Annotated in this window: 26 protein-coding genes; 10 read left to right on the plus strand and 16 right to left on the minus strand. The window is 68.4% G+C overall.

From position 1 onward, the window contains the following. Nucleotides 1-64: 64 nt before the first annotated feature. The 8 genes from HCA44_RS09600 to HCA44_RS09635 all read right to left on the minus strand — a co-directional run bounded on the left by HCA44_RS09600 (nucleotide 65) and on the right by HCA44_RS09635 (nucleotide 5,949). On the minus strand, nucleotides 65-448 hold the full coding sequence (locus HCA44_RS09600; protein ID WP_169648318.1) for a hypothetical protein: 384 nt from the start codon (nucleotides 446-448) through the stop codon (nucleotides 65-67). Then, nucleotides 445-948, minus strand: a complete 504-nt coding sequence (locus HCA44_RS09605; protein WP_346764654.1) for an LppA family lipoprotein — start codon at nucleotides 946-948, stop codon at nucleotides 445-447. The genes HCA44_RS09600 and HCA44_RS09605 overlap by 4 nt, the downstream gene beginning before the upstream one ends. 116 nt (nucleotides 949-1,064) lie before the next feature. After that, complete coding sequence (locus HCA44_RS09610; protein ID WP_346764655.1) at nucleotides 1,065-1,565, minus strand: LppA family lipoprotein; 501 nt, start codon at nucleotides 1,563-1,565, stop codon at nucleotides 1,065-1,067. A 122-nt stretch (nucleotides 1,566-1,687) separates the two neighbouring features. Further along, a complete protein-coding gene (locus HCA44_RS09615; RefSeq protein WP_346764656.1) occupies nucleotides 1,688-2,191 on the minus strand; it encodes an LppA family lipoprotein in 504 nt (167 codons plus the stop codon). A gap of 68 nt (nucleotides 2,192-2,259) precedes the next feature. Next, complete coding sequence (locus HCA44_RS09620) at nucleotides 2,260-3,945, minus strand: alpha/beta hydrolase (RefSeq protein ID WP_169648321.1); 1,686 nt, start codon at nucleotides 3,943-3,945, stop codon at nucleotides 2,260-2,262. Further along, nucleotides 3,945-4,235 carry a hypothetical protein gene (locus HCA44_RS09625; protein WP_169648322.1) on the minus strand — a complete coding sequence of 97 codons (291 nt, stop codon included), beginning with the start codon at nucleotides 4,233-4,235 and terminating at the stop codon, nucleotides 3,945-3,947. Before HCA44_RS09625 ends, HCA44_RS09620 begins: the two co-directional genes overlap by 1 nt. 152 nt (nucleotides 4,236-4,387) lie before the next feature. Further along, nucleotides 4,388-4,759: a thioredoxin gene (gene trxA / locus HCA44_RS09630; RefSeq protein WP_169648323.1), complete on the minus strand. Its 372-nt coding sequence runs from the start codon at nucleotides 4,757-4,759 to the stop codon at nucleotides 4,388-4,390. A 176-nt stretch (nucleotides 4,760-4,935) separates the two neighbouring features. Then, on the minus strand, nucleotides 4,936-5,949 hold the full coding sequence (locus tag HCA44_RS09635; protein WP_169648324.1) for a helix-turn-helix domain-containing protein: 1,014 nt from the start codon (nucleotides 5,947-5,949) through the stop codon (nucleotides 4,936-4,938). A 102-nt stretch (nucleotides 5,950-6,051) separates the two neighbouring features. Here HCA44_RS09635 and HCA44_RS21180 point away from each other — a divergent pair, with 102 nt between their 5' ends. After that, nucleotides 6,052-6,186 (plus strand): hypothetical protein, encoded by a 135-nt coding sequence (locus tag HCA44_RS21180; protein ID WP_277350789.1) that lies wholly within the window; start codon nucleotides 6,052-6,054, stop codon nucleotides 6,184-6,186. Nucleotides 6,187-6,194: 8 nt separating this feature from the next. On the opposite strand, the gene HCA44_RS09645 is transcribed toward HCA44_RS21180, so the two are convergent. Further along, a complete protein-coding gene (locus HCA44_RS09645) occupies nucleotides 6,195-6,725 on the minus strand; it encodes a 2'-5' RNA ligase family protein (protein WP_169648326.1) in 531 nt (176 codons plus the stop codon). Between the two features lie 11 nt (nucleotides 6,726-6,736). Here HCA44_RS09645 and HCA44_RS09650 point away from each other — a divergent pair, with 11 nt between their 5' ends. The 4 genes from HCA44_RS09650 to HCA44_RS09665 all read left to right on the plus strand — a co-directional run bounded on the left by HCA44_RS09650 (nucleotide 6,737) and on the right by HCA44_RS09665 (nucleotide 10,668). After that, the gene (locus tag HCA44_RS09650; RefSeq protein WP_240945404.1) at nucleotides 6,737-7,882 is read left to right on the plus strand and encodes an isocitrate/isopropylmalate family dehydrogenase; all 1,146 of its coding nucleotides are present in this window, start codon (nucleotides 6,737-6,739) and stop codon (nucleotides 7,880-7,882) included. A 112-nt stretch (nucleotides 7,883-7,994) separates the two neighbouring features. Next, entirely contained in the window at nucleotides 7,995-8,900 is a 906-nt protein-coding gene (locus HCA44_RS09655; RefSeq protein ID WP_169648327.1) for an ABC transporter substrate-binding protein, read from the plus strand. Nucleotides 8,901-8,923: 23 nt separating this feature from the next. Further along, nucleotides 8,924-9,871, plus strand: coding sequence for an amino acid ABC transporter permease (locus HCA44_RS09660; RefSeq protein ID WP_169648328.1), 948 nt, complete (start codon nucleotides 8,924-8,926; stop codon nucleotides 9,869-9,871). A gap of 44 nt (nucleotides 9,872-9,915) precedes the next feature. Continuing rightward, nucleotides 9,916-10,668: an amino acid ABC transporter ATP-binding protein gene (locus tag HCA44_RS09665; RefSeq protein ID WP_169648383.1), complete on the plus strand. Its 753-nt coding sequence runs from the start codon at nucleotides 9,916-9,918 to the stop codon at nucleotides 10,666-10,668. A 62-nt stretch (nucleotides 10,669-10,730) separates the two neighbouring features. On the opposite strand, the gene HCA44_RS09670 is transcribed toward HCA44_RS09665, so the two are convergent. Then, nucleotides 10,731-11,546 carry a class I SAM-dependent methyltransferase gene (locus tag HCA44_RS09670; RefSeq protein WP_169648384.1) on the minus strand — a complete coding sequence of 272 codons (816 nt, stop codon included), beginning with the start codon at nucleotides 11,544-11,546 and terminating at the stop codon, nucleotides 10,731-10,733. Between the two features lie 357 nt (nucleotides 11,547-11,903). On the opposite strand from HCA44_RS09670, the gene rpsA reads away from it, so the two are divergent. Further along, nucleotides 11,904-13,376, plus strand: a complete 1,473-nt coding sequence (gene rpsA, locus HCA44_RS09675; protein ID WP_169648329.1) for a 30S ribosomal protein S1 — start codon at nucleotides 11,904-11,906, stop codon at nucleotides 13,374-13,376. 105 nt (nucleotides 13,377-13,481) lie between these two features. Here the strand turns inward: rpsA and HCA44_RS09680 are convergent, their stop codons facing one another. Next, the gene (locus HCA44_RS09680) at nucleotides 13,482-13,697 is read right to left on the minus strand and encodes a hypothetical protein (protein WP_169648330.1); all 216 of its coding nucleotides are present in this window, start codon (nucleotides 13,695-13,697) and stop codon (nucleotides 13,482-13,484) included. Between the two features lie 179 nt (nucleotides 13,698-13,876). On the opposite strand from HCA44_RS09680, the gene coaE reads away from it, so the two are divergent. Beyond that, nucleotides 13,877-15,100 carry a dephospho-CoA kinase gene (coaE, locus tag HCA44_RS09685; protein WP_169648331.1) on the plus strand — a complete coding sequence of 408 codons (1,224 nt, stop codon included), beginning with the start codon at nucleotides 13,877-13,879 and terminating at the stop codon, nucleotides 15,098-15,100. Here coaE and HCA44_RS09690 read toward each other — a convergent pair. After that, on the minus strand, nucleotides 15,087-15,602 hold the full coding sequence (locus HCA44_RS09690; RefSeq protein WP_169648332.1) for a DUF402 domain-containing protein: 516 nt from the start codon (nucleotides 15,600-15,602) through the stop codon (nucleotides 15,087-15,089). The genes coaE and HCA44_RS09690 overlap by 14 nt on opposite strands. A gap of 108 nt (nucleotides 15,603-15,710) precedes the next feature. Here HCA44_RS09690 and uvrB point away from each other — a divergent pair, with 108 nt between their 5' ends. The 3 genes from uvrB (at nucleotide 15,711) to HCA44_RS09705 (ending at nucleotide 19,423) form a co-directional block, all read left to right on the plus strand. Then, nucleotides 15,711-17,870 carry an excinuclease ABC subunit UvrB gene (gene uvrB / locus HCA44_RS09695; RefSeq protein WP_169648333.1) on the plus strand — a complete coding sequence of 720 codons (2,160 nt, stop codon included), beginning with the start codon at nucleotides 15,711-15,713 and terminating at the stop codon, nucleotides 17,868-17,870. Between the two features lie 11 nt (nucleotides 17,871-17,881). Then, entirely contained in the window at nucleotides 17,882-18,754 is an 873-nt protein-coding gene (locus HCA44_RS09700; protein WP_169648334.1) for a hypothetical protein, read from the plus strand. A gap of 216 nt (nucleotides 18,755-18,970) precedes the next feature. Next, entirely contained in the window at nucleotides 18,971-19,423 is a 453-nt protein-coding gene (locus HCA44_RS09705) for a universal stress protein (RefSeq protein WP_169648335.1), read from the plus strand. Between the two features lie 45 nt (nucleotides 19,424-19,468). Here the strand turns inward: HCA44_RS09705 and HCA44_RS09710 are convergent, their stop codons facing one another. The 4 genes from HCA44_RS09710 to HCA44_RS09725 form a co-directional block, all read right to left on the minus strand. After that, complete coding sequence (locus HCA44_RS09710; protein WP_169648336.1) at nucleotides 19,469-19,858, minus strand: DUF732 domain-containing protein; 390 nt, start codon at nucleotides 19,856-19,858, stop codon at nucleotides 19,469-19,471. A gap of 71 nt (nucleotides 19,859-19,929) precedes the next feature. Beyond that, nucleotides 19,930-22,191: an ATP-binding domain-containing protein gene (locus tag HCA44_RS09715; RefSeq protein ID WP_169648385.1), complete on the minus strand. Its 2,262-nt coding sequence runs from the start codon at nucleotides 22,189-22,191 to the stop codon at nucleotides 19,930-19,932. A 190-nt stretch (nucleotides 22,192-22,381) separates the two neighbouring features. Then, a complete protein-coding gene (locus HCA44_RS09720) occupies nucleotides 22,382-23,320 on the minus strand; it encodes a DoxX family protein (protein WP_169648337.1) in 939 nt (312 codons plus the stop codon). 71 nt (nucleotides 23,321-23,391) lie between these two features. Further along, nucleotides 23,392-24,078 (minus strand): MBL fold metallo-hydrolase, encoded by a 687-nt coding sequence (locus HCA44_RS09725; RefSeq protein ID WP_169648338.1) that lies wholly within the window; start codon nucleotides 24,076-24,078, stop codon nucleotides 23,392-23,394. Between the last annotated feature and the right edge of the window lie 91 nt (nucleotides 24,079-24,169).

Raw genomic sequence — 24,169 nt, forward strand, 5'->3', positions numbered from 1 at the left:
GCCCGTATCGACGCTGATCACGGTGTTGCCCCCGTCGCCGAGCGTGGGCGACGTCGATCGGCTGTCACAGCTGGTCCCGCCGCCCGAGCGGGTCCTGCTGAATCCGGTCCCAGGCCTCCTCCTCCTGGTCGATCGCGTGGTGCTCGGGGCCCGGTTCGCGGCGGCCGCGGCTATCGGTGAAGGTCGAGAGCTGCGAGACGCGGGCGTCTTGCAGTACGTCGCGCATCGCGGCCTCGACGCGAGGCTCCTTGTCGCGCAGAGCGATTCGGTACGCCTCGAGGACAGTCTCCGGCTTGACGGATGCCGGCCCGTCGATCGAAATAATCGTGTTGTCGGCGCTCACCTGCACAGTGACACCGTCCACGGTGCCCACGCCGCGGATCTGCTCCACCGCCAGTTGCGCACGCCGGACCTTCGCGCCCAGTTCTTCATGATTGCCGTGTGTCACGACGTCGGAGGCGGTGGGGGCGCCGAGTTGGCAACGGCTTCGGGCAGGCGGCAGCCGGTGTCGATGCCGATGAGCGTGTTGCCCATGTCGCCGAAACGGATTGCGGTGCCTTCTTTGCTGTAGAAGCGCACGTCTCTGTTGCCTGGTTCGTTGTGGAAGGTTTCGACTTCGGTGGCGCCCAGTTCGGAGGCAAGCTCGCGGGCGCGCTGCAGCGCTTGTGGCCATATGCTGTCGGGGATGGACCCCTTTGCGACGTAGTTCGGTATCGCCACCAGCTTGCCGTCGGTCTGGTCGTAGGGCCGGTGACATCCGGATTGGCTTCTGCTGTCCATCCATTCCCACTGCAAGTGGGGGGCAAGGCTGGTGATGTAGGCGCCGAGTTCTTCGGCGACGCGCTGTGCGTGGGCTTCGGTGGCTTCGAGGGTGGGGAGTTCGGTGAGGCGTTGTGCGGCTGCCGCGGTGTCTTGTTCGCCGGTGGCTTCGTAGGGGTTCTTGGTCACGTCTCCACATCCTGTCAACGCTGCGGCAACTGCGAGGCCTGCCGCGACGGCGCGGATCGGTACGTGGACAGGTCGCCGCCGTCTCCGTCGGGCACCGGACCCGTATTGGATGCTGGTCACGGCGTCGGGGGCGGTGGCGTCGAGTTGGCATCGGCTTCGGGCAGGCGGCAGCCGGTATTCATGCCGATCACAGTGTTGGTGCCACTGAGCAGTGTGAGCGCGGTGCCTTCTTTGCTGTAGAAGCGAATATCTCGATTTCCGGGCTCATCGTGGAACGTTTCGACTTCGGTGGCGCCCAGCTCTGCGGAAAGTTCGCGGGCGCGCTGCAGCGCCTGAGGCCACACGTGATCTGGAATGAGGCCAGGTGCCATGAAATTCTGCAGCTTGACCTCTTTGCCGTTCGTCTGGTCGTACGGACTGGTGCAACTGGATTGGCTGCGAGTGCGCGTCCGCTCCCACTGCAGTTCAGGGGCGAGGCTGGTGATGTAGGCGCCGAGTTCTTCGGCGACGCGGTGTGCGTGGGCTTCGGTGGCTTCGAGGGTGGGGAGTTCGGTGAGGCGTTGTGCGGCTGCCGCGGTGTCTTGTTCGCCGGTGGCTGCGTAGGGGTTCTTGGTCACGTCTCCACATCCTGTCAACGCTGCGGCAACTACGAGACCTGCCGCGACGGCCCGGATCGGTACGTGGACAGGTCGCGGCTTCGGGCGTCGGAGTGGTCTGGCGAGCTCGCAATTGATGTGTGTCATGGCGTCGGAGGCGGTAAGGGGGTTCTGTTGGCAACGGCCTCGGGTAGACGGCATCCGGTATCGGCGCTGATTACCGCATTATCCAGGTTGAGGAACCGGACTGCTGTCCCTTCTCGGCTGTAGTACCGCAGATCTCGATTTCCCGGTTCGTCGTGGAAAGTCTCGAGCTCGGTGGCGCCCAGGGTTTCGGCGAGTGCGCGCGCTCGCTCCACAACTCGAGGCCACACACTTTCTGGTATCGGATCCTGGGCCACATAGGCTGGCAGCGCAACCAACTTGCCCTCGGTTTGGTCGTATGGCCGGTGGCAACCTGACTGAGTGCGACTGCGCTTCCATTCCCACTGCAAGTGAGGCGCGAGGGTCGTTATGTAGGCGCCGAGCTCTTCCGCAATGCGCTGTGCGTGGGATTCGGTGGCTTCGAGGGTGGGGAGTTCGGTGAGGCGTTGCGCGGCTGCCGCGGTGTCTTGTTCGCCGGTGGCTTCGTAGGGGTTCTTGGTCACGTCTCCACATCCTGTCAACGCTGCGGCAACTGCGAGGCCTGCCGCGACGGCGCGGGGCAGGGAGTACTTCATGCTGGGGCCAGTCCTTTCACGAGGTCGAGGAACCCGGTGGCAGGACCTGCCGATCCCACGACCGCCTTATCCGGCATGCCGCCCACGATCATCGCCGTGTTGTAGCCCGTCGTGCGGAGTTGGCCGTTGTCGCCGAGCCGCGGGTACTCGCTGTGCCCTGTGGCTCCCTCTCGAACGTCACCGCCTGGCAGTGTGATGGACTCGGTCTCGAGGTTGGTGAACCCGGGAATGTACCCGGGGCTGAGGCCGAAGCGGTTCAGGTGCGCTACCGGGTCGTCGTGCGCCGTCATCACGTATGCGTGGCCGGGTTCGACATTCAGTTTGCCGACGGCATCGTTGAATGGGCTGTGGCCGGTGTCCAGCCCCGGCGATCCGTACACCACCATGTCGTCGACGACGCCGGGCTCGGTCTGCTGGAGTGCCATGCCGGTGACCACGGAGCCGTACGAATGGCCCAGCGCGGTGAGATGAGGATCCTCGGCGTTCGAGACGTCGAGGCCCTTGTAGAAGCTGGACAGAGCCGGGGCACCGGCTTTCGCGTTCCCCTCGGTAGCCACCTGCAGCGCGCCGGCGGCCTTGTCGTCGAGATCGCCGCTCAACTGCGGCGCGTCGTACCCGATCCAGGCCACAGAGGCAACCGACTCGGATGCGCGGCCATCCTTGTCGAGTCGCAACTCCGCTTCGTCCTTGAGCCTCGACGCCTCGCCCACCATCGAATCCAACGAACCACCGACAGTGGTGTTCAGCCCCGGTGCCGCGACCGAGACGTGGTCGGATTCGTCGGGATTGCCGACGGCCACGGCGGCATGGGTCTGGGCGCCGCTCTCGGTGTCCAGAACCAACAGCATCCGGTTCGAGTCTTCGTCGAGCGTCTGTTTGATCGCATTCAGATCGTCGAGCTTGCCTGCCTTGTCGCCGCCGTGCGCGGCGCGTGCGAGTTCGTCGTCGAGCTTCATCTGGTTGTAGTGGTCGCGGTCGATCGCAGGCAGCCCGTCACGATTTCCGATGTACTGATCGTGCTCGTACAGCGCATCCTTCTCGGCAGGTGACAGCGTCTCCCACAGGTCGTGAAGCTGCTGCGGATCGGTGGGCAACTCGGCGTTCCCGTCCAGAATGCGCTGTACCGGACCACTGATCGTCCCCTCGGGACTGCTCTCGAGATCGGTCAGGTCGGTCCGCGCGTCCTGGATCGCTCGGGCTGCCTCGTTCTCGGCGGCGGCGAAGTCGGCCAGTTGCTGTTTGATGCGACTTTCGAGCCCCGCAGCCTGATCGTTGAGCTGCTGCTGCGTCATCGCCGCCAGGATCGAGACGTCGCTGCCCGGCATCGTGGGCGCCGTCACCGAGCCGTCGTCGGTCACCGACATGCCCGCGGCAGCCGCCTCGAGGTCCACGATCGCGAGCAGGGCGGTCCGGATGTCGCCGAGGCGGGCGCCGAAACTCGAGTACTGTTCGGCGAGCGCAACGACGGCGGTGTCGATATGTGTGCCGGCCAACTTCTCCGACAGCGCCCGCGCCGACGCAGCCGCCGCGGCGTCACCCTGCCAACCGCTCGCGACGCCGTCAACGGCGCGTTCCATCCGGCCCACCTGGTCGGCGAAGTCCGAATTCTTCGCGAGCAACTCTCGGCCGAACGAGACCATGGTGTCGGGCCTGCAGCCGCGCACATGCGCGATCCCGGGCATCAGAGTCCGCTCTCGTAGCTGTGCAACTGACCGGCGAAGGCGCTGTCCACCGACTCGTAGCTGCTCGCCGTCGCGTCGCACGCCGTCGACATCTGCCGGATACTCGCCCCGATATGCCGGTACGCATCCAGCACCGCGGTGGTGGACTGTTCGGTGGCGGGCGCGATCGGTGAGCCAGGCATCGTGACCGTCGCGGTGACCGCGATGCCCTCGATCGTGTCCGAAACGCCCGACAGTGTCCCTGCGAGTGTGCGAAGCGCATCCGCGTCGGCTTTCAGAAGATCCCCCACCGTGCCCCCCATTCGAGTCCCCGGGTGCCCCCACTCGGGTGTCGCCCAGGCAGACTACCAGGGCATCCGCCACGTCGGCGCCCGAAAAGGGGCCGAGCTCGGTGAGCTCGGCCCCTGTGGTGCCGGAACGCCGGGGCGTCAGAACGCAGGCGTCACTCGGCGCCGCTGCTCTGCTCCGCGATCTGCTTGCGCACCTCGTCCATGTCGAGCGCCTTGACCTGCGTGACGAGGTCCTCGAGCGCGGCGGGCGGAAGGGCGCCCGCCTGGTTGAACACGAGAACGCCCTCGCGGAAGGCCATGATCGTGGGGATCGAGCGGATGTTCGCGGCCTGCGCGATGCCCTGCTCGGCCTCCGTGTCGACCTTGCCGTGCACGACGTCGGGATGCTCCTCCGACGACGCCTCGTAGGTCGGGGCGAAGGAGCGGCACGGGCCGCACCACGACGCCCAGAAGTCGACGAGCACGACGTCGTTGCCGGTCACGATGTCGTCGAAGTTCTGCTGCGTGAGTGTCTGGGTTGCCACGGGGTTCCTTTCGTCGTGCGGACATCTCCGCGTCAGGTCGGTGGCGGACACGGCTCGGAGGTGGCACACCTCATGCCGTACGCCTGCCTCTCGACCGACTCAACACCGTCTGCGGCGTGATTGTTCCGATTGTCCCCGACACGGCGGTGCCGTGCCGGAAGACCACGAACGTCGGCTCAGGCCGGCTGCTCGAGCTCGCTCGCGCGGAAGGTGCGACGGTAGGCCTGCGGGCTGGTGTGTCGCAACCGGGCGAAGTGCTGGCGGAGCACCGCGGCGCCGCCGAAGCCGACTCGATCGGCGATGGTCTCGACGGGCAGATCGGTGTTCTCCAGGAGGTCCTGTGCCGCGTACACGCGCTGGTCTGCGATCCATCGAGCGGGAGTGGTCCCCGTCTCGGCCTGGAAGCGACGAGCGAACGTCCGCGGCGACATCGCCGCCTTGGCGGCGAGAGCGGCAACGCTCGTGGTGGTGGCGAGATTCGCCGTGATCCAGTCCAGCAGCGGCGACAACGAATCGTCGGAGCATTCGGGCAACGGCATCGCGACGTACTGTGCCTGGCCGCCGTCGCGGTGCGGCGGCACGACCATGCGCCGCGCGATGGTGTTCGCCACCCGCGCACCGTCCTCCTTGCGGACGATGTGGAGCAGCAGGTCGATGCCTGCCGCGGTGCCCGCGCTGGTGAGCACCGGATCGTCGTCGACGTAGAGGACGTCGGGGTCGACATGTGCGGACGGGAATCTGGCAGCGAGTGCGGCCGCGTGCATCCAGTGCGTGGTGCACCGCCTACCGTCCAGCAGGCCCGCCGCGCCGAGGACGAAGGCACCGGTACACAGGCTCGCAACGCGGGCGCCGCGGTCCACGGCCTCACGCAATTTCGCGTGCAGCGGTGCGAGGCACGAGTCCGGTGCGTGGTCGCTCGGCGCACAGATCATGGTCCCTCCCGGGTCGATCTCCTCGCCGCCTGCGGGGACGACGACCAGATCGGCCTCGTCGAGGAGATCGAGATCGTGTGGGACGTCGATCGCGTACCCGTAACGCGTGCGGACGGGCTCCGGGGACGCCGCGACGAGAGAGAAGTCGTAGACGGGAAGGCCCTGATCGGACCGGTCGAAGCCGAACACCTCGCACACGACGCCGAGTTCGAACATCTCGACGCGCGGAGGCAGGGGTACCACGACCTTCTGCACCATGTACCCGAGTATGGCGGAACACCGGCATCTGTGGCAGGAAAACGACGGGGAATGTCGTTTGTGCCACTTTCCGGCGCGTGCCGCCGAGTCGAAGCTGGGGGCATGATCATTCTCGCGCTGGTCACAGCACTTTTCGTGGCCCTCGACCTCGCGGTTCTGCTCGACGGGCGGGGCCGCCGAGGCGTACTTCCCGACACCCACCTCGACTCGTCACCGCACGGCGATCTCCGGTTCTGACCGGTCCGTCACGGCGGCGGTGTGAGCAGCCACTCGCGTTTCGCGTCGCCGTCCCACCGGCGCAGTGCCACGCCGTGGCCGTCGAGGTCGTCGCCGCCGACGGTCGTGACCACCTCGCCGAGCCGATCCGCCCGCACGCGCCGCGACAGCGTCACATGCGGTGTCCAGTGCCCCGGTGCGATGTGCGGCGGTATCCGCGGCTTTTCTCCCGTGCCGACGGCGACGTCGAACACACTGCGCTGCAAGGACAACAAGCTCGCGGTCGGGACCACCTGGCGCGCGACCGTGACGTGCCTGCTGCCGAAACAGATCAGGCCGCCGAGACGGATGGGCAGCGACTGCGGCGAGAACGCTCGCCGCAGCGCTTCTTCGGCCTCGTCGGGAATCGCGTGCGCCACGAACAGCGTGACGTGCGGCCGGTTCGACTCGGCCTGCACCCGATGCAGGCTCGCGATGCCGCGGTCCCACAACGCAGCCCACTGCGCGCGCACGGCCGCGTCCGTATCGGGATCGAGGAGTAGTTCCACCGACTGAACCATGGTGCGTAATCATGGCTCCCATGACGCGCGAGGTGGGAGTGAATCGCAGCAGCGGCGGCAACGACATCGGAGGCGGCGAGAAGGCGACCCGGGTACGCATCGGCCGCATCGACGGCGACGGCATCGGGCACGAGGTCGTGCCCGCCGCGGTGGCAGTCGTCGAATCCGCGGCCGCGGCGATCGGTGGCGTCGAGATCGACTGGGTGCCACTCGTGATCGGACACGACGCGATCGAGCGGTTCGACACGCCGCTGCCGGACGCGACGCTCGACGCGCTGACCGAGCTCGACGCGTGGATCCTCGGCCCCCACGACAACGTGTCCTATCCCGAGCGCTTCCGGGACACTCCGGCGCCCGGAGGCGCCATCCGGAAACGGTTCGGGCTGTACGCGAATGTGCGGCCGGCGCGCGCGTTCGAGCACGTGCGGGCGACGGTCCCCGGCATGGACCTCGTGATCGTCCGGGAGAACAGCGAAGGCCTCTATGCCGACCGGAACATGGCGCGCGGCAGCGGTGAGTTCATGCCGACCGCCGACGTCGCGCTCGCGGTCGGTGTCGTCACGAGGGCCGCGACCGAGCGCATCGCGCGTGTCGCGTTCGCACTCGCGCGGAAAAGGCGCAGACGCGTCACGATCGTCCACAAGGCGAACGTCCTGGCGATGACCACGGGGCTGTTCCTGCACGTGTGCCGTGAGGTCGCCGCCGACTATCCCGACGTGCAGGTCGACGACGAGCACGTCGACGCGATGGCCGCACTGCTCGTGCGCCGTGGCGGCGATTTCGACGTCGTGGTCACCGAAAACCTGTTCGGCGACATCCTGTCGGATCTCGCGGGGGAGTTGTCGGGCTCGCTCGGCACCGCGCCGTCGATCAACGCGTCCGGCACGCAGGTGATGGCGCAGGCGGCGCACGGCGCGGCGCCGGATATCGCAGGACACAATCGGGCCAATCCCACCGCGATCATGCTGTCCGCGGCGATGATGCTCGACCACCTCGCACTCGCGCGCGGCGACCGACGGCTCGCGGAGGTCGCCGCGCGCGTCGAGCGTGCGGTGCGCGAGACGATCTCGTCCGGTGTCGCCACCGCGGACCTCGGTGGCGGCGCGTCGACCGGCGAGTTCACCGAGACCGTGTGTGCACGCGCCCGCCGGTGGTGAACTGGACACGGTGACCATCCCGGTGCGGGCGGCCCGACGCTGCTGGTTTCCGCCGTCCCCGGACGGGCCGATACGATCTGCGAGTCGTCAGGAGGAAAGTTCAGTGATCCGCATGTCTTCGTCGCGTCCACACGCACGTCGTGCGTGGGCCGCGCTCGTGGGCATCGCGATCCTCGCGACGGCCGCGTGCGTCGACAACACCGCCGCCGAGATGCCGGGCGTCGACGCGGCGCCCGTCGAGGTCGAGGCGGTTCCGGACATCGCGTCCCGGCTGCCGGCGCCGGTGGCATCGTCGGGAGTCCTGCGGGTGGGCGTCAACGTCCCGTATGCGCCCAACGAGTTCAAGGACCCCAACGGCGAGATCGTGGGCTTCGACGTCGACCTCATGAATGCGCTTGCGTCCGTCCTCGGTCTCACCGCGCAGTTCAACGAGGCGGACTTCGACCGCATCATCCCCGCGGTCGAGGCCGGTACTTACGACCTCGGGATGTCGTCGTTCACCGACACGAAGGAACGCGAGGAGACCGTAGACTTCGTGACCTACTACCACGCGGGCAGTCAGTGGGTACAGCCCCCGGGCGGCGACGTCGACCCGGAGAACGCGTGCGGTCTGCGGGTCGCGGTGCAGACGGCGACGAGCCAGGATCTCGAAGAGCTGCCCGCACGCAACCAGGAGTGCCTCGACGCGGGGCGGCCCGCCATCGACATCCTCAAGTACGACAGCCAGGACGACGCCGCGCAGGCGGTCGCGCTCGGACGTGTCGATGCGATGTCGGCCGATTCGCCGGTCGCCGCGTACGCGGTCGAGCGTGGCGACGGACAGCTCGAACTGACCGGCGGTGTCTTCGACGCCGCCCCGTACGGGTGGGCGGTGGCGAAAGGGTCGCCGCTCGCACCGGTGCTGCGCGACGCGATGCAGCACCTGATCGACGACGGCGCCTATCGCACGATCGCGGAGAACTGGGGAGTCGAGAACGGGCTCGTCGAAACCTCCGTCGTCAACGGCGCCACCAGCTGACCCCCGACCGTGAGTGACGTGCCGTGACTGAATCCTCCCGACCAGACAACTCCGCCGGTGCAGTGCCCGCTTCGGCGACCATCGAAGCGGTGCCGCTGCGGCGCCCCGGCAGGTGGGTCGCGGCCGTCGTCGTGGTGGCGCTGCTCGCGCTGTTCGTCTACGGGGCCGCCACCAACCCTGCCTACCGGTGGGACACCTACGCGCAGTACCTGTTCGACGCGCGGGTGTCCGAGGCCGCGCTCGTCACGATCGAGCTGACCGTCCTCGCGATGGTGATCGCGGTCGTCCTCGGCGTGATCATCGCGGTCATGCGGCTGTCGCCGAACCCCGTGCTGCGCGGCGCCGCGTGGGGCTATCTGTGGGTCTTCCGCGGTACGCCGGTGTACGTCCAACTCGTGTTCTGGGGCCTGTTCCCGTCGATCTACAAGCAGATCGACCTCGGCGTGCCGTTCGGGCCGACCTTCGCGAGCTTCGACATCCAGTCGCTCAACCAGGCGTTCCTGTTCGCGGTGATCGGCCTCGGTCTCAACGAGGCCGCGTACATGGCCGAGATCGTCCGCGCGGGTATCAACTCGGTGCCGGAGGGACAGACCGAGGCGTCCGTGGCGCTCGGCATGTCGTGGCCCCAGACGATGCGCCGCACGGTCCTGCCGCAGGCGATGCGGGTGATCATCCCGCCGACGGGCAACGAGCTGATCGGCATGCTCAAGACGACATCCCTGGTCGCGGCCATCCCGTTCACGCTCGACCTCTACGGCCGCGTGCGCGACATCTCGGGCGCGAACTTCCAGCCGATTCCGCTGCTCCTCGTCGCCGCGACGTGGTATCTCGCGATCACGAGCGTGCTGATGGTCGGCCAGCACTATCTCGAGCGGTACTACTCGAAGGGCATGTCGCGTCAGTTGACGGCACGCCAGCAGCGGGCGGCAGACAACCTCCGCGCCAAGCCCATGGGAGACGAGCCGAAGTGAGCCAGACGAACCCGAACGAGGCATCCCCGAACCCGGCGCGGCCGATGGTGCGAGCCGAAGGCGTCCGGAAGAACTTCGGCACCCTCGAGGTGCTCAAGGGCATCTCGCTCGAGGTGCAGCGCGGCCAGGTGCTGTGCATCATCGGGCCGTCCGGTTCCGGCAAGTCGACCTTCCTGCGCTGCATCAACCACCTCGAGAAGATCAACGCGGGCCGCCTGTACGTCGACGGCGAACTCGTCGGCTACCGCGAGAAGAACGACAAGCTCTACGAGTTGCACCCGCGGGAGGCCGCGCGCCAGCGCCGCGACATCGGGATGGTCTTCCAGCACTTCAATCTGTTTCCGCATCGCACCGTGCTCGAGAACGTGATCGAAGCGCCGATCCAGGTGAAGAAGGTCGCCAAGCGCGACGCCGAGGCCACGGCGCAGGATCTGCTCGCGCGGGTCGGGTTGAGCGACAAGGCGGGCGTGTACCCGGCGCAACTGTCCGGTGGACAACAGCAGCGTGTCGCGATCGCGCGCGCCCTCGCGATGGATCCCAAGCTGATGCTGTTCGACGAGCCGACCTCGGCGCTCGACCCCGAACTGGTCGGCGAGGTGCTGGGTGCGATGAAGCGGCTCGCGTCGGACGGCATGACGATGGTCGTCGTCACGCACGAGATGGGCTTCGCCCGCGAGGTCGCCGACCAACTCGTGTTCATGGACGGGGGAGTGGTCGTGGAAGCGGGCCCGCCACGCGAGGTGCTCGAGAACCCGCAGCACGAGCGCACGAAGACCTTCCTGTCGCGGCTGCTCTGACCGTCCCGGTCGCGTGTGCTCTGACCCGCCCCGGTCGCGTGTGCTCGAGGTCCCCCGGTGTGTCAGGCAGGTTTGCGGCAGCTGAAGATCGCGGTGCCGGGGAACAGCTGACCGCGCAGCGGGCTCCACTGGCCCCACTCGCGATCGAGCCACTCGGGCCATTCCGGCTCCACGATGTCGCGGAGCTCGAGCCCGGCCGCGACGATCTCCCGCACCCGATCGCCGATCGTGCGGTGGTGCTCGACGTACACCGGGACGCCCGCGTCGTCGACCTCGACGTACGGCGACCGGTCGAAGTAGGGGAGTGCCGCGGTCAGACCCGCCGGACCGGGGTCGTCGGGGAAGATCCACCGGATCGGGTGGTTGACGGAGAACACCCACAGTCCGCCAGGTCGCAGGACCCGCACGACCTCCCTCATCAGTGCAGAAGAATCCGCGACGAACGGAACTGCACCAAAAGCCGAACATGCCAGATCGAAACTCTCGTCCGCGAACGGGAGGACTTCCGCGTTCGCCTGCACGAGCGGCACCGACGGGCCGCCGCGCCGCATCGCCTCGACGCCGCGCGCGAGCATGCCCATCGACAGATCGAGGCCGACGGGGCGCGCACCCTGACGCGCGAGCCACCGCGAACACGGCGCCGAGCCGCAGCCGACCTCGAGCACGTCGCGCCCCTCGACGTCGCCGAGCAGGTGGTAGTCGCCTTCGTGCGTGCCCTCCGGGCACCACACGAACTCGCCGCCGGGCGAATCGACGCCGAGGAACTCGCCGTGCGTCGCGTGGTAGTCGGCTGCGTCGGCGTCCCACCACGCGCGGCTCGCGTGTGCGCTGGCCGCCGAGTCGGCGTCGACGCGTCGCACATGGGTTTCGCCGAGCAGCTCGGCCGCGCCGGCGTGGCGGTCGCCGGGCCGTGTGGATGCGTCGGTGAGGGAGTCCGCGGCGGAGGAGTCGGGCCGCGGGCTGGAAGAATCGGCCACGCGGCCAGCCTATCGGCGCGTGCTGTGGGGTGGTTTGCCCTGCTCCGTGCGCGCCGCGTAGTCTGTTGAACGCGAGTGTCGGCAGTCCTGCATCGCGTGCGGTGCGGTCCGGTGCATTCGCTGCATTCTCGATTCGGTGGGAATCAATTCGTCGCCCGATCGGTTTGCCTTGCCTGTGGTGCGGATCCCGTCCGTACTGCGGGTTCGTCCGACAGAACTCCATCAACCGACCTCAACCCGTCCGGAGCAACTCAACACATGCCCTCCACCACCGTGACCTCGCCGCAGGTAGCCGTCAACGACATCGGCTCCGCCGAGGACTTCCTCGCCGCCATCGACGCCACGATCAAGTACTTCAACGACGGCGACATCGTCGAAGGAACCATCGTCAAGGTCGATCGCGACGAGGTTCTGCTCGACATCGGTTACAAGACCGAAGGCGTCATCCCTTCCCGTGAGCTCTCGATCAAGCACGACGTCGACCCCAACGAGGTCGTTGCCGTGGGCGACGAGGTCGAAGCTCTGGTCCTCACCAAGGAGGACAAGGAAGGCCGCCTGATCCTGTCGAAGAAGCGTGCTCAGTACGAGCGCGCCTGGGGCACGATCGAGGAGCTCAAGGAGCGGGACGAGGCCGTCAAGGGCACCGTCATCGAGGTCGTCAAGGGCGGCCTCATCCTCGACATCGGCCTGCGTGGCTTCCTCCCTGCCTCGCTCGTCGAGATGCGTCGTGTCCGCGACCTCCAGCCGTACGTCGGCAAGGAGATCGAGGCCAAGATCATCGAGCTCGACAAGAACCGCAACAACGTGGTCCTGTCGCGTCGCGCATGGCTCGAGCAGACCCAGTCCGAGGTCCGCAGCGAGTTCCTGCACCAGCTGCAGAAGGGCCAGGTCCGCAAGGGCGTCGTGTCCTCCATCGTCAACTTCGGCGCGTTCGTCGATCTCGGCGGTGTCGACGGCCTGGTGCACGTCTCCGAGCTGTCCTGGAAGCACATCGACCACCCGTCCGAGGTCGTCGAGGTCGGCAACGAGGTCACCGTCGAGGTTCTCGACGTCGACCTGGACCGCGAGCGCGTCTCCCTGTCGCTCAAGGCCACCCAGGAAGACCCGTGGCGTCAGTTCGCCCGCACGCACGCTATCGGCCAGATCGTGCCGGGCAAGGTCACCAAGCTCGTCCCGTTCGGCGCGTTCGTCCGCGTCGAAGAGGGCATCGAGGGCCTGGTGCACATCTCCGAGCTCGCCGAGCGCCACGTCGAGGTGCCGGACCAGGTCGTTTCGGTCGGCGACGACGCGCTCGTCAAGGTCATCGACATCGACCTCGAGCGTCGCCGCATCTCGCTGTCGCTCAAGCAGGCCAACGAGGACTACAGCGCCGAGTTCGATCCGTCGAAGTACGGCATGGCCGACAGCTACGACGAGCAGGGCAACTACATCTTCCCCGAGGGCTTCGATCCCGAGACCAACGAATGGCTCGAGGGCTTCGACAAGCAGCGCGAGGAGTGGGAGAACCGCTACGCCGAGGCGGAGCGTCGTCACCGCATGCACACCGCGCAGATCGAGAAGATGGCTGCCGACGAGGCTGCCGAGGCTGCCAACGCGGCTGCCGGCTACTCCTCGGAGTCCGGCGCGAGCGAGCGTGCGTCGTCGACGTCGAGCGAGTCGACGACGGGTGGTTCGCTGGCCAGCGACGCGCAGCTTGCAGCGCTGCGCGAGAAGCTGTCGGGCAACGCCTGATCCTGCTCGACCACACACGCCGAAGGCCCCGATCCGAATGGATCGGGGCCTTCGGGCGTCGGAGGGGTGACTGTGCAGCGGTTGCGGGTGCGCGCCCGCGGCACCTCATGCAGCGGTCGCGGGCGTCCAGACCGGAGTGGCGGCAGGCGTGGCGGCCGTGGTGCGACTGGAGGCGAGGCTGTGCCGTCCGGAGGTGAACAGGCGCACGAACCACGGGCTGCGGTCGGAGAGGACACGCGCCACGAAGGGAAAGTTCCGGCAGGGGATGCTGCCGGGCAGGCCGAGCCGGTGGCGGCCCGGCGGAACGGGGGAGCGTGCCATCGTGGTCCTTCCGTCGTGTGCGGATCGGGCTCGAAGATAGCCGCTACCCACCCGGCCGCAGGGCATTCGTGCACGCGCGTCGCGTCACGGTCCGATATCGGAGTACAGGCGTCTCGGAGTACGGGGCTCGGTGCAGGTGCGCCGCTACGGCCGCGGGTGCGGGATGCCACACTGGGCGGGTGTTGAGAATCGGCCTCACGGGAGGCATCGGAGCCGGTAAGTCCACAGTGTCCGCGGCACTCGAAGCGAAGGGCGCGGTGCTCGTCGACGCGGACCGTGTCGCTCGTGAAGTCGTCGAGCCCGGCACCCCGGGGCTCGCGGCGCTCGTCGAGCGTTTCGGCGACGGGATTCTTCGTGCCGACGGCGCGCTGGACCGTCCGGCTCTCGCCGCGGTCGCCTTCGCGAACGACGAATCGCGTGCCGCTCTCAACGCGATCACCCATCCGCTCGTCGGTGCCCGCACCCAGGAGATCGTCGACGCGGCACCGTCGGATGCGATCGTCGTGCAGGACATTCCCCTGTTGGTGGAGGGCGCGATGGCGCCGCTCTTCCACGTGGTGGTGGTGGTGTTCACCGACGAGGCCGAACGGGTGCGCCGACTCGTCGAACTGCGCGGCATGCCCGAGGCGGACGCGCGCGCGAGGATCGCGGCGCAGGCCACGGACGAACAGCGTCGCGCGGTTGCCGACGTATGGCTCGACAACAGCGGCGCGCCCGGAGCACTCGACGACACGATCTCCGCGTTGTGGGCCGAGCGGCTCGTGCCGTTCGCCGAGAACGTCCGGGACGGGGTCGTCGTGCGTCCACGCGTGGAACTCGTCGGCGCCGATCCGTCGTGGCCCGCGCAGGCCGAGCGGCTGATCGCGCGGCTGCGCGTGCTGAGCGGAGCGGCCGCCCTGCGTATCGATCACATCGGGTCGACCGCGGTACCCGGCCTGGATGCGAAAGACGTGCTCGACATCCAGATCACCGTGGCCGATCTCGATGCGGCCGACGCGCTCGCCGCACCGCTCGCCGCCGGAGGTTTCCCGCGCGTCGATACAGTGAATGCGGACGATCCCAAGCCCGCCTACCAGGGCGGCGAGACCGATCCTGCGCTGTGGGCGAAGCGGTTGCACGGCAACGCCGACCCGGGGCGCCCCGCGAACGTCCACATCCGGGTGGACGGCTGGCCGGCGCAGCAGTTCGCTCTCGTCATGCGCGACTGGCTCCGCAGCGACGACGCCGCGCGCGACGAGTACCTACAGGTCAAGAGACGGGCCGCGGCCGCGGCCGCCGAGTACGGCTCGTACGACGCGGCGATTGCCGCCTATCTCGACGTGAAGGAACCGTGGTTCGATCGGGCTTTCCACCGGGCACACGAGTGGGCGCGCGAGACCGGGTGGACGGCTACCTCCAGCTGAGCGGCATGCCGAGCGAGCCGAGCCATGCGTCGAGATCGTGATCGTGGGCCGCGATGCCGTCGATCGCGGCGGCGGCCACGGTGATCGCCTCCTCGGCGGTCGCGGCGTCGACGAGATTCTCGGCCGTGGCCTGCAGCAGTTCGTCGACGTCGAGCAGTCGTGTGTCGCGACCGGTGCGCACGACGAGGTCGAGGTACAGGTCGCGTGACGTCCACCTGGAGGGTCCCGGGTCGAACTGCCCGATGTCGACGTAGCGGTCCTGGTCGCGCTCGTGCCCCGGCGTGAAGTGGAAGATCGTGGCGCGGATGCCCATCGACGGCACCAGCCACGATTCGAGGTAGTGGAACTGGGGATGGTCGGCGGGCCGCGCCATGTACAGCCCCCACGGCTCGACGCGGTACGTGTCGACCGGACGGTGGAAACCCTTGGGGTCGGTGTTCACCGATGCTGCGAGATCGAACGTCTCGACCTTCGGCGGGTGCATCGCGGGCGCTCGTGACATCAGCACAACGTACCGAGCGTCGGCGCCGCCCGCCGAGCGAAACCCGGCAGGCTCGGCCGGGAGTTCGCGTTCGTGCAGGATGTCGGTGCACGCGCCTACCCTGGACGTATGGCTTTCGCATCCGAACACCCGGTGGTCGCGCACTCCGAGTTCCGTCCGGTCGGCGAGATCGAGCGCACCGACGCCGCGTTCGAGGTGGTCAGCGAGCACAAGCCGGCGGGCGATCAACCCACCGCGATCGACGAGCTCGAACGGCGCATCACCGCGGGCGAGAAGGACATCGTCCTGATGGGTGCCACCGGCACCGGCAAGTCGGCCACCACGGCATGGATGATCGAACGGGTCCAGCGGCCCACGCTCGTGATGGCTCCCAACAAGACCCTCGCCGCCCAGTTGGCCAACGAGCTGCGCGAGATGCTGCCGCACAACGCGGTCGAGTACTTCGTGTCGTACTACGACTACTACCAGCCCGAGGCGTACATCGCGCAGACGGACACCTACATCGAGAAGGACTCCTCGATCAACGACGACGTCGAGAGGCTTCGACACTCGGCTACGTCGGCGTTGCTGTCGAGGCGCGACGTCGTGGTGGTCGCGTCGGTGTCGTGCATCTACGGCCTCGGCACGCCCCAGTCGTACCTCGACCGCTCGGTGCACCTCGAGGTCGGTGTCGAGGTGCCGCGCGATGCTTTGCTGCGGCTGCTGGTCGACGTGCAGTACACGCGCAACGACATGGCGTTCACCCGCGGCTCGTTCCGCGTGCGCGGCGACACGGTCGAGATCATCCCTTCCTACGAGGAGCTCGCGGTGCGCATCGAGTTCTTCGGCGACGAGATCGAGGCGTTGTACTACCTGCACCCGCTCACCGGCGATGTCGTCCGGCAGGTCGATTCGCTGCGCATCTTCCCGGCGACGCACTATGTCGCGGGTCCCGAACGCATGGAACGCGCGGTGCGCGACATCGAGTCGGAACTCGAGGAACGGCTCTCGAATCTCGAGAACCAGGGCAAGCTGCTCGAGGCGCAGCGCCTGCGCATGCGCACCCAGTACGACCTCGAGATGATCAAGCAGGTCGGCTTCTGTTCGGGCATCGAGAACTACTCGCGGCACATCGACGGCCGCCCGGCGGGCTCGGCACCCGCCACCCTCATCGACTATTTCCCCGAGGACTTCCTGCTCGTCATCGACGAGTCGCACGTCACCGTGCCGCAGATCGGAGCGATGTACGAGGGCGACATGTCCCGCAAGCGCAATCTCGTCGAGTTCGGTTTCCGGCTCCCCTCTGCGACCGACAACCGGCCGCTCACATGGGAGGAATTCGCGGGACGCATCGGCCAGACGGTCTACCTGTCCGCGACTCCTGGCAAATACGAACTCGGCCGCACCGGCGGCGAATTCGTCGAACAGGTCATCCGGCCCACCGGTCTGGTCGATCCCAAGGTCGTCGTCAAACCCACCAAGGGGCAGATCGACGATCTCGTGCACGAGATCCGCGAGCGCTCGGAACGCGACGAGCGCGTGCTCGTCACCACGCTCACCAAGAAGATGGCCGAGGATCTCACGGACTATCTGCTCGAGCTCGGTATCCGGGTGCGGTATCTGCATTCCGACATCGACACCCTGCGCCGCGTCGAGTTGCTGCGGCAGCTGCGGCTGGGCGAGTACGACGTCCTCATCGGTATCAACCTGCTGCGCGAGGGTCTGGACCTGCCCGAGGTGTCGCTGGTGGCGATCCTCGACGCAGACAAGGAAGGGTTCCTGCGCAGCTCGACGAGCCTCATCCAGACGATCGGGCGCGCGGCGCGCAACGTATCCGGCGAGGTGCACATGTACGCCGACACGATCACCGACTCGATGCAGCTCGCGATCGAGGAGACCGAACGCCGGCGCGAGAAGCAGATCGCCTACAACGAGGAGATGGGGGTCGACCCGCAGCCGTTGCGCAAGAAGATCGCCGACATCCTCGACCAGGTGTACCAGGAGGCGGACGACACCGAATCCGTCGGCGTCGGCGGGTCCGGACGCAACGCGTCGCGTGGCCGCCGCGCACAGGGCGAGCCGGGCCGGGCCGTCAGCGCAGGCATCTACGAGGGCCGCGATACCAAGTCGATGCCACGCGCCGAGCTGGCCGACCTCGTCCAGGATCTCACCGATCAGATGATGGCAGCGGCGCGCGACCTGCAGTTCGAGCTCGCCGGTCGGCTACGCGACGAGATCGCCGATCTGAAGAAGGAGCTGCGCGGTATGGATGCGGCGGGCCTGAAGTAGCGTCTGCAGGCATGAACCCCGAGGATTCCGGTCTGATCGCGCGCCGACTCGAGCCGCTGCACTCGTTCACGTATTTCGCACCCGAAGTCGACGCCGCGCTCGTCGATGCGGGGCTCGAGGGCGGCCCCATGACGTACTTCGCGGGGCGCGCGGCGCCGCTCGGGGCGGTCGGTCCGGCGATCGTCACGTCCACCTTCTTCAACTTCGCTCCCGTCGCGGCCGAGGCGTCGATCCCGCGGGCATGGTCGCTCGCGTCGCCCGCCGCAGTCGTCGCGGCCCGGGTGCGCGGTGTCGACGCCGCGTACCGCCGGGTGCTCGGTGACGACGCTCTGCGCTCGCCCGAGTTCGCCGAGGCCGCCGAACTGGCGTCGATTGCGGCGCACGCGATTCCCGGTACCGAAGGGCGTCCGCTGGCCGCCGCCTATCGCGCGCTGGACTGGCCGGAGCAGCCGCATCTCGTGCTGTGGCACGCGCTCACCCTGCTGCGCGAGTACCGCGGCGACGGACACATCAGTGCGCTGGTCACGGCAGGACTGTCGGGGCTCGACGCACTCGTCACGCACACCGCGTCGGGTTACGGGTTCAGCGAGAAGTTCGCTCGACGCAGCCGGGGTTGGACCGAACAGCAGTGGGCGGCAGGGGTGTCCGCGCTCCGCGACCGCGAGCTGCTCGACGACGCAGGCGCGCTCACCGAGATGGGACGTGAGATCCGCACCGTGGTCGAGGATCTCACCGACGACCTCGCGACGGCGCCGTGGAGTGCGCTCGGTGAGGACGGCGCGCGCAGGCTCGGCGAACTCGCGCAACCCTGGATCGACGAGGTGCGTGCCGCGAAGATCTTCCCGCCGGGCACGTTCGGGCCGCGGCACGGCAGCGCGCGGTAGATTCGCGCGTCGGAAAGCGCACTGTGACACGTCACGGAAACCGGTGTGTCACCTCACCGACAAGGCTGTGCGCAACACGGGTAGCCGGGCAAAAGGTTCTCCGCGCGAGCGGATACCGCTAGGGTCAGCCCGAACGGCCGTCGCGTGCGGCGGTCGCACGACGAACGCACGCTCCGTCAGCATGCCGGGGGAGCATCAGTAGCTATGGAGGAATGAATGACGTCGTATCAGACCGTCGTCGTCGGCACCGACGGCTCGGAGTCGTCCTACCGGGCCGTCGAGAAGGCTGCACGCCTCGCATCCGACGCCGGGGCGAAGCTCGTTCTCGCGTGCGCCTACTATCCCGCCGATCCGAAGGAGACCCAGCAGGCGGCGGACATCCTGCGCGACGAGGCATACCAGGTCACCGGATCGACGCCCACGTACGAGATCCTGCGCACCGCCCGGGAGCGAGCGGTGGACGCGGGCGCCACCGACATCACGGAGCGGGCCGTCGTCGGTGCGCCGGTGGAGTCGCTGCTCGCGCTCGTCGACGAGGTGAGCGCTGATCTGCTCGTGATCGGCAACCGTGGGCTCAACACGATCACCGGGCGTCTGCTCGGGTCCGTGCCGTCGGACGCCGCACGCAAGTCGACGTGCGACGTGCTGATCGTGCACACCGTGCGCTGACCGGTCGATCCGGTCCCGTCGGCTCCGCGCCCACGCCGGTCGCCGTCAGCAGTACACGTCGCCCGCCGCGTCCACGTACACCGTGCGAATCGCGGCGGGCGACAGTGCGCTTCCGTCCGACCCCCACTCGCCCCACGAGCCGAGTGCATCCGCGACCGCCGCGGGATCGGCTCCGTCCGCCAGCTGGGCGCAGATGCCCGCGGCCATCGCCGTGAGGGTGCCGTCCGGTGGCGCCGATCCGACACCCGCCTGTTCGAGCGCGTGGCGGTAGTCGGCGAGTCGGGGATCGGCCGGTGCCTGCGCAGCCGACGTGACCGGCGGAGTGGATGCCGCGGCACCGGCGTCCGACGGCAGCTCGTCGCCGCACCCGGCGACTCCCGCCGCCGCGAACGCCGCGACCGCCACCCCGAGTACGACGCGTCCGCTGGCCTGCACTTCCCTCCCTCTCCTTCGTCGATCGCTGTGCGGGTCGACGCGAAAGCTACCCGCCGGACGTCACGAGCGCATCACTGCCGTGCGTCCCCTTGTGCGCGCGGCGCGAGTGCGCCCAGCACCTCCGGGAGTTCGGAGGTGTGCAACACACCGAGACGCTGGGTGGCGCGCGTGAGCGCGACGTAGAGGTCGTTCAGTCCCCGCGGCGAATCGCTCACGATGATGCCCGGTTCGACGACGAACACCGCGTCGAATTCGAGTCCCTTCGCGTCGTGCACCGTGAGTACGCCGACGTCGTCGGTCGCGAGATCGGAGAACTCGTCCACCAGCGCGGCGGGGACGAGGACGGCGACCGTGCCGGGACCGGTCTCGTCGGCGACCGCGGCCGCGGTCGCCGCGTGCAATCCGGCGGGTTCGACGCGCATCGACCACGGTGGGAATCCGGACTCGCGCACCGAGCGTGGCAACGCCTGCGACGAATCGATCGCGGCGAGGACATCGTGTGCGACGGCCATGATCTCGGACGGCGTTCGGTAGTTGACGGTCAGCTCGGTGCGTTTCCAACGCTGCGCGACGTACGGCTCGAGGATCTCGCTCCACGACGTCGTGCCCGCGGGATCGCCGGTCTGTGCCGTGTCGCCGACGAGAGTCATCCACCGATTCGGGATGCGTCGCATCAGCATCCGCCACGCCATCGCGGACAGTTCCTGCGCTTCGTCGACGATCACGTGCCCGTAGGTCCAGGTACGGTCGCCCGCGGCGCGCTCGGCGGTCGTGAGTGCGCGGCCGACGTTCTGCCGCTCGGCGAGCTGCTCGGCGTCGATGACGTCGTACGCGGCCAGGATCTCGGAGTCGAGCTCGTCCTCGAATTCCTGTGACGCCGAGCCGGTCAGGATGTCGAGCGCGCCTCGTGCGTCCTCGATCTGCTGGTGCCAGCGCCGTCGGCGCGCCTCTTCCTCCGCCGAGTCGTCGATGCCCAGCAACTCGGCGAGTTCGTCGAGCAGCGGGGCGTCGGCCGGGCCGAAGCCCTGGCCGTCCCGGCCCAGCGCCGCACGCTGCTCGTCGGTGAGGTCGGGTGCTGCCGACGCGAGCCGTTCGGGACTCGACCACAGGTCGGCGAGTACTTGCTGCGGCGTCAGCTCGGGCCACAACTCCTCGGTCGCGCGGATGATCTCGGGGTCCTCGCGCATCTCGTCGCGGATATCGGCGATGTCCTGGCGGCTCAACAGGTTTCCCTCGCCGACCACGTTGGCGCCGATGATGCCCGCGAGTTGGTCGGCGAGCGCGTCGACCACGGCGGTCACGAAGATCGGCCGCGCGAGATTGTGTGGGCGGCGCGACGACCGGGCACGCCCGCGGGCCTTCGACACGGTCTTGCGGTCGAGCGTGAGGTCGTACGTGTCGAAGGTGAGAGTGACGGGCTCGGACGGCAGTTCCTGGCGGTCGCGGACGGCCTTCTTCACGACGTCGAGCATCGAGAGTGAGCCTTTGAGCTCCCCGCCCTCGAGCGAATCCGTGCGGGTAGCACGCACCCCCGGGTACAGGTCGCCGATGGTGGACAGCAGCACGCCGGTCTCGCCGAGCGAGGGCAGCACCTGACCGATGTAGTCGAGGAAGGTCGAATTCGGGCCGATGATGAGCACGCCTGCGCGGTCGAGCTGCTTGCGGTAGGTGTACAGCAGGTACGCGGCACGGTGCAGCGCGACGGCCGTCTTGCCGGTGCCCGGCCCGCCCTGCACCACGAGGACGCTCTTGTGTTCGGAACGGATGATCGCGTCCTGTTCGGACTGGATCGTCTCGACGATGTCGTTCATGTGTCCGGTGCGCGCAGCGTTGAGTGCCGACAGCAATGCGCTCTCGCCTGCCACACCGTCGGAGGCGGCGACGACGCCCGCGGCCTCGGCGGCGGCGAGATCCAGGTACTCGTCGTTGACCGCGGTGACGGTGCGTGAACGGCTGCGGATGTGCCGCCTGCGCGTGACCCCGTCGGGCTGTGCCGTCGTCGCGAGGTAGAACGGGCGAGCGAGGGGAGCGCGCCAGTCGAGCAGCAGCGTCTCGTAGTCGCCGGTCTCGTCGAGGATGCCGATGCGCCCGATGTGACGTGTCGCGTCCGCGTCCGTCTCGGTCGATCCGTCGGACTCGTCCGGTGCGACGTCGATGCGGCCGAAGCACAGGCCGTTCTCGGCGGCGTCGTACTTCGTGAGATCGTCGCTGTAGAGCTGGCTGAACGACTCGCGCTCGCTGCGCGCCTGAGGGGTGCCGCCGGATTCGAGAAGTACGCGCCGCAGACGGTCGGCCGCGTACGCGCGGAGTTCGTCGAGGCGGCCGTAGAGCATCGTCACGTACTCCTGCTCGGCCTCGAGGTCGGCATTCGAGGTTGCAGGACGCGACGAGTCCGCTGAGGGCACGGGTACTCCTAGTTGCAGGTGCGGGAAAAGTGCCCGACGAGTCTAGTCCGTAGAAAGGCCCGCGGCAGACGCGCTGGTGACGCGTGTGCCGCGGGCCTCGGGGTGCCCCGCCGCGTGCTCAGCGACGCAACTCGGCGCGTGACTTCTCCGCCTTCTTCGCGTTCTTGCGGGCCTTCTTCTCGAGCTCCTCACGCTGCGCGGCGGCGCGTGCGGCGAAATCGGCGGTGCGGCCGCGCACCGTGTCCGCGAGCTCGGGGGCCCGGTCCTTCGCGACGTCGCTCAGTTCGCTGCCTCGCTCGCGGGCGAGCTCGCCCCATTCGGCACCACGGTCGCGGGCGAGCTCGCCCCATTCGGCACCACGGTCGCGGGCGACTTCGCCGAGTTCGGCACCACGCTCGCGCGCGAGTTCCGCGATCTCGGCACCCCGGCCACGGGCGGTCTTCGCGAGTTCGGTGCCTCGCTCGCGGGCGACCTCCAGGAAGGCGCCACCCTTGTCCGATGCAACCTCGCCGAGCGCCTGTGCGCGCTCGGCGGCTGCGTCGAGGGTCGCGCTCTGGCCCGACTTCTGCCCTGACGACGGCAGCGCCGACGTCACGGCTTCCTGTGCGCGCCGTGCGGCACGGCGCCCACGCCAGCCGAGGGACGGCTTGCCCTCGGTGTCGACGGCGGCCAAGAGCAGTCCGCCGAGCAACCCGAGGTTCTTGAGGAATTGCGTGCGCTGCATCGACCGCTCGGCCGGATCGTCCTTCGCCCAGAAGTCGTGTGCTGCGAGCGTCGTCGGCACGAGGCTGCCGGCGAGCACCGTCGACGACAGGCGCGGGAACTTGCCGAGCGACAGCATGACGCCACCGGCGACCTGGACCGCGCCGTTGACGCGCACGAGAGTCTCCGCGTCGGTCGGCACCGGGTCGGTCACGGAATCGGGGAGCGCGCCCGTCGTCTTGTCGATCCAGGGCGATGCGACCGATGCGCGCCCTGCCGGATCACGGAGTGCGTCGACACCGCTGAACACGAAGATCGAGCCGAGTAGGGGACGGGCGATACGTCGTACGAGCATGAAGCCTCCCAAGGTGTTCGGTGCGTGATCTCAGCCTATCCAGACTCGCCGCCGTCTTGGGTTGGATGGAATCACCAGCCGCGTGCGCGCCATTCGCCGAGATGCGGACGCTCCGCGCCGAGTGTGGTGTCGTCGCCGTGGCCGGGGTAGACGACGGTGTCGTCGCCGTAGCGGTCGAAGAGTTTGCGCTCGACGTCGCCCAGCAATGACGTGAACTCGGCCGGACCTGCGGTCTTGCCGACGCCGCCCGGGAACAGCGAATCGCCTGTGAAGAGGTGTGTGCGCCCCGCCGGGTCGGTGAGCGCGAGTGCGATCGAGCCAGGCGTGTGGCCGCTGAGATGGATGACCTCGAACCGCAGGTCGCCGATCTCGAGGACGTCGCCGTCCTCGAGGAGGCTGTCGGGCCGGACCGGAAGGGCGGGCGCGTCCAGCGGATGTGCCGACGTGCGCACGCCGGTGGCCGACGTCACGGCGTCGAGTGCGAGCCAGTGGTCCCCGTGCTGATGCGTCGTGACGACCCGGTCGAGTTCGGGGACGTGCTCGTCGACGAGGGCCAGGATCCGTTCGGCATCGTTCGCGGCGTCGATCAGGACCGACTTGCCGGTCGCGGAACACACGACCACGTACACGTTGTTGTCCATGGGGCCGACCGACATCTTCACGATGCTCGCGTCGTCGAGGGTGCGGCGCGTTGCGTCGCCGCCCGAGGTCACGTGGCCGGTGTAGGAGTCGTCGATCACGACGGGCTGCTGGGTCATGGTGCGCAGGTTACCGCCGGTTTCCGGTCATGTCGCTCGTCACTCTCGAGCCGAGCATGTCGGTGCGGCGGAATAGCATGGACTGTGAGTG

It is taken from the genome of Rhodococcus sp. HNM0569 (assembly GCF_012726205.1).
Classification (GTDB): Bacteria; Actinomycetota; Actinomycetes; order Mycobacteriales; family Mycobacteriaceae; genus Rhodococcus_F.

Coding starts and splice junctions, on each gene's coding strand:
- HCA44_RS09705 (WP_169648335.1), top strand. CDS start 18,971: ATGACGTCGTATCAGACCGTCGTCGTCGGCACCGACGGCTCGGAGTCG.
- rpsA (WP_169648329.1), top strand. CDS start 11,904: ATGCCCTCCACCACCGTGACCTCGCCGCAGGTAGCCGTCAACGACATC.
- HCA44_RS09700 (WP_169648334.1), top strand. CDS start 17,882: ATGAACCCCGAGGATTCCGGTCTGATCGCGCGCCGACTCGAGCCGCTG.
- HCA44_RS09725 (WP_169648338.1), bottom strand. CDS start 24,078: ATGACCCAGCAGCCCGTCGTGATCGACGACTCCTACACCGGCCACGTG.
- HCA44_RS09680 (WP_169648330.1), bottom strand. CDS start 13,697: ATGGCACGCTCCCCCGTTCCGCCGGGCCGCCACCGGCTCGGCCTGCCC.
- HCA44_RS09715 (WP_169648385.1), bottom strand. CDS start 22,191: ATGCTCTACGGCCGCCTCGACGAACTCCGCGCGTACGCGGCCGACCGT.
- HCA44_RS09635 (WP_169648324.1), bottom strand. CDS start 5,949: ATGGTGCAGAAGGTCGTGGTACCCCTGCCTCCGCGCGTCGAGATGTTC.
- HCA44_RS09655 (WP_169648327.1), top strand. CDS start 7,995: ATGTCTTCGTCGCGTCCACACGCACGTCGTGCGTGGGCCGCGCTCGTG.
- HCA44_RS21180 (WP_277350789.1), top strand. CDS start 6,052: ATGATCATTCTCGCGCTGGTCACAGCACTTTTCGTGGCCCTCGACCTC.
- HCA44_RS09645 (WP_169648326.1), bottom strand. CDS start 6,725: ATGGTTCAGTCGGTGGAACTACTCCTCGATCCCGATACGGACGCGGCC.
- HCA44_RS09720 (WP_169648337.1), bottom strand. CDS start 23,320: ATGCTCGTACGACGTATCGCCCGTCCCCTACTCGGCTCGATCTTCGTG.
- HCA44_RS09690 (WP_169648332.1), bottom strand. CDS start 15,602: ATGTCACGAGCGCCCGCGATGCACCCGCCGAAGGTCGAGACGTTCGAT.
- HCA44_RS09650 (WP_240945404.1), top strand. CDS start 6,737: ATGGCTCCCATGACGCGCGAGGTGGGAGTGAATCGCAGCAGCGGCGGC.
- HCA44_RS09665 (WP_169648383.1), top strand. CDS start 9,916: ATGGTGCGAGCCGAAGGCGTCCGGAAGAACTTCGGCACCCTCGAGGTG.
- HCA44_RS09620 (WP_169648321.1), bottom strand. CDS start 3,945: ATGCCCGGGATCGCGCATGTGCGCGGCTGCAGGCCCGACACCATGGTC.
- uvrB (WP_169648333.1), top strand. CDS start 15,711: ATGGCTTTCGCATCCGAACACCCGGTGGTCGCGCACTCCGAGTTCCGT.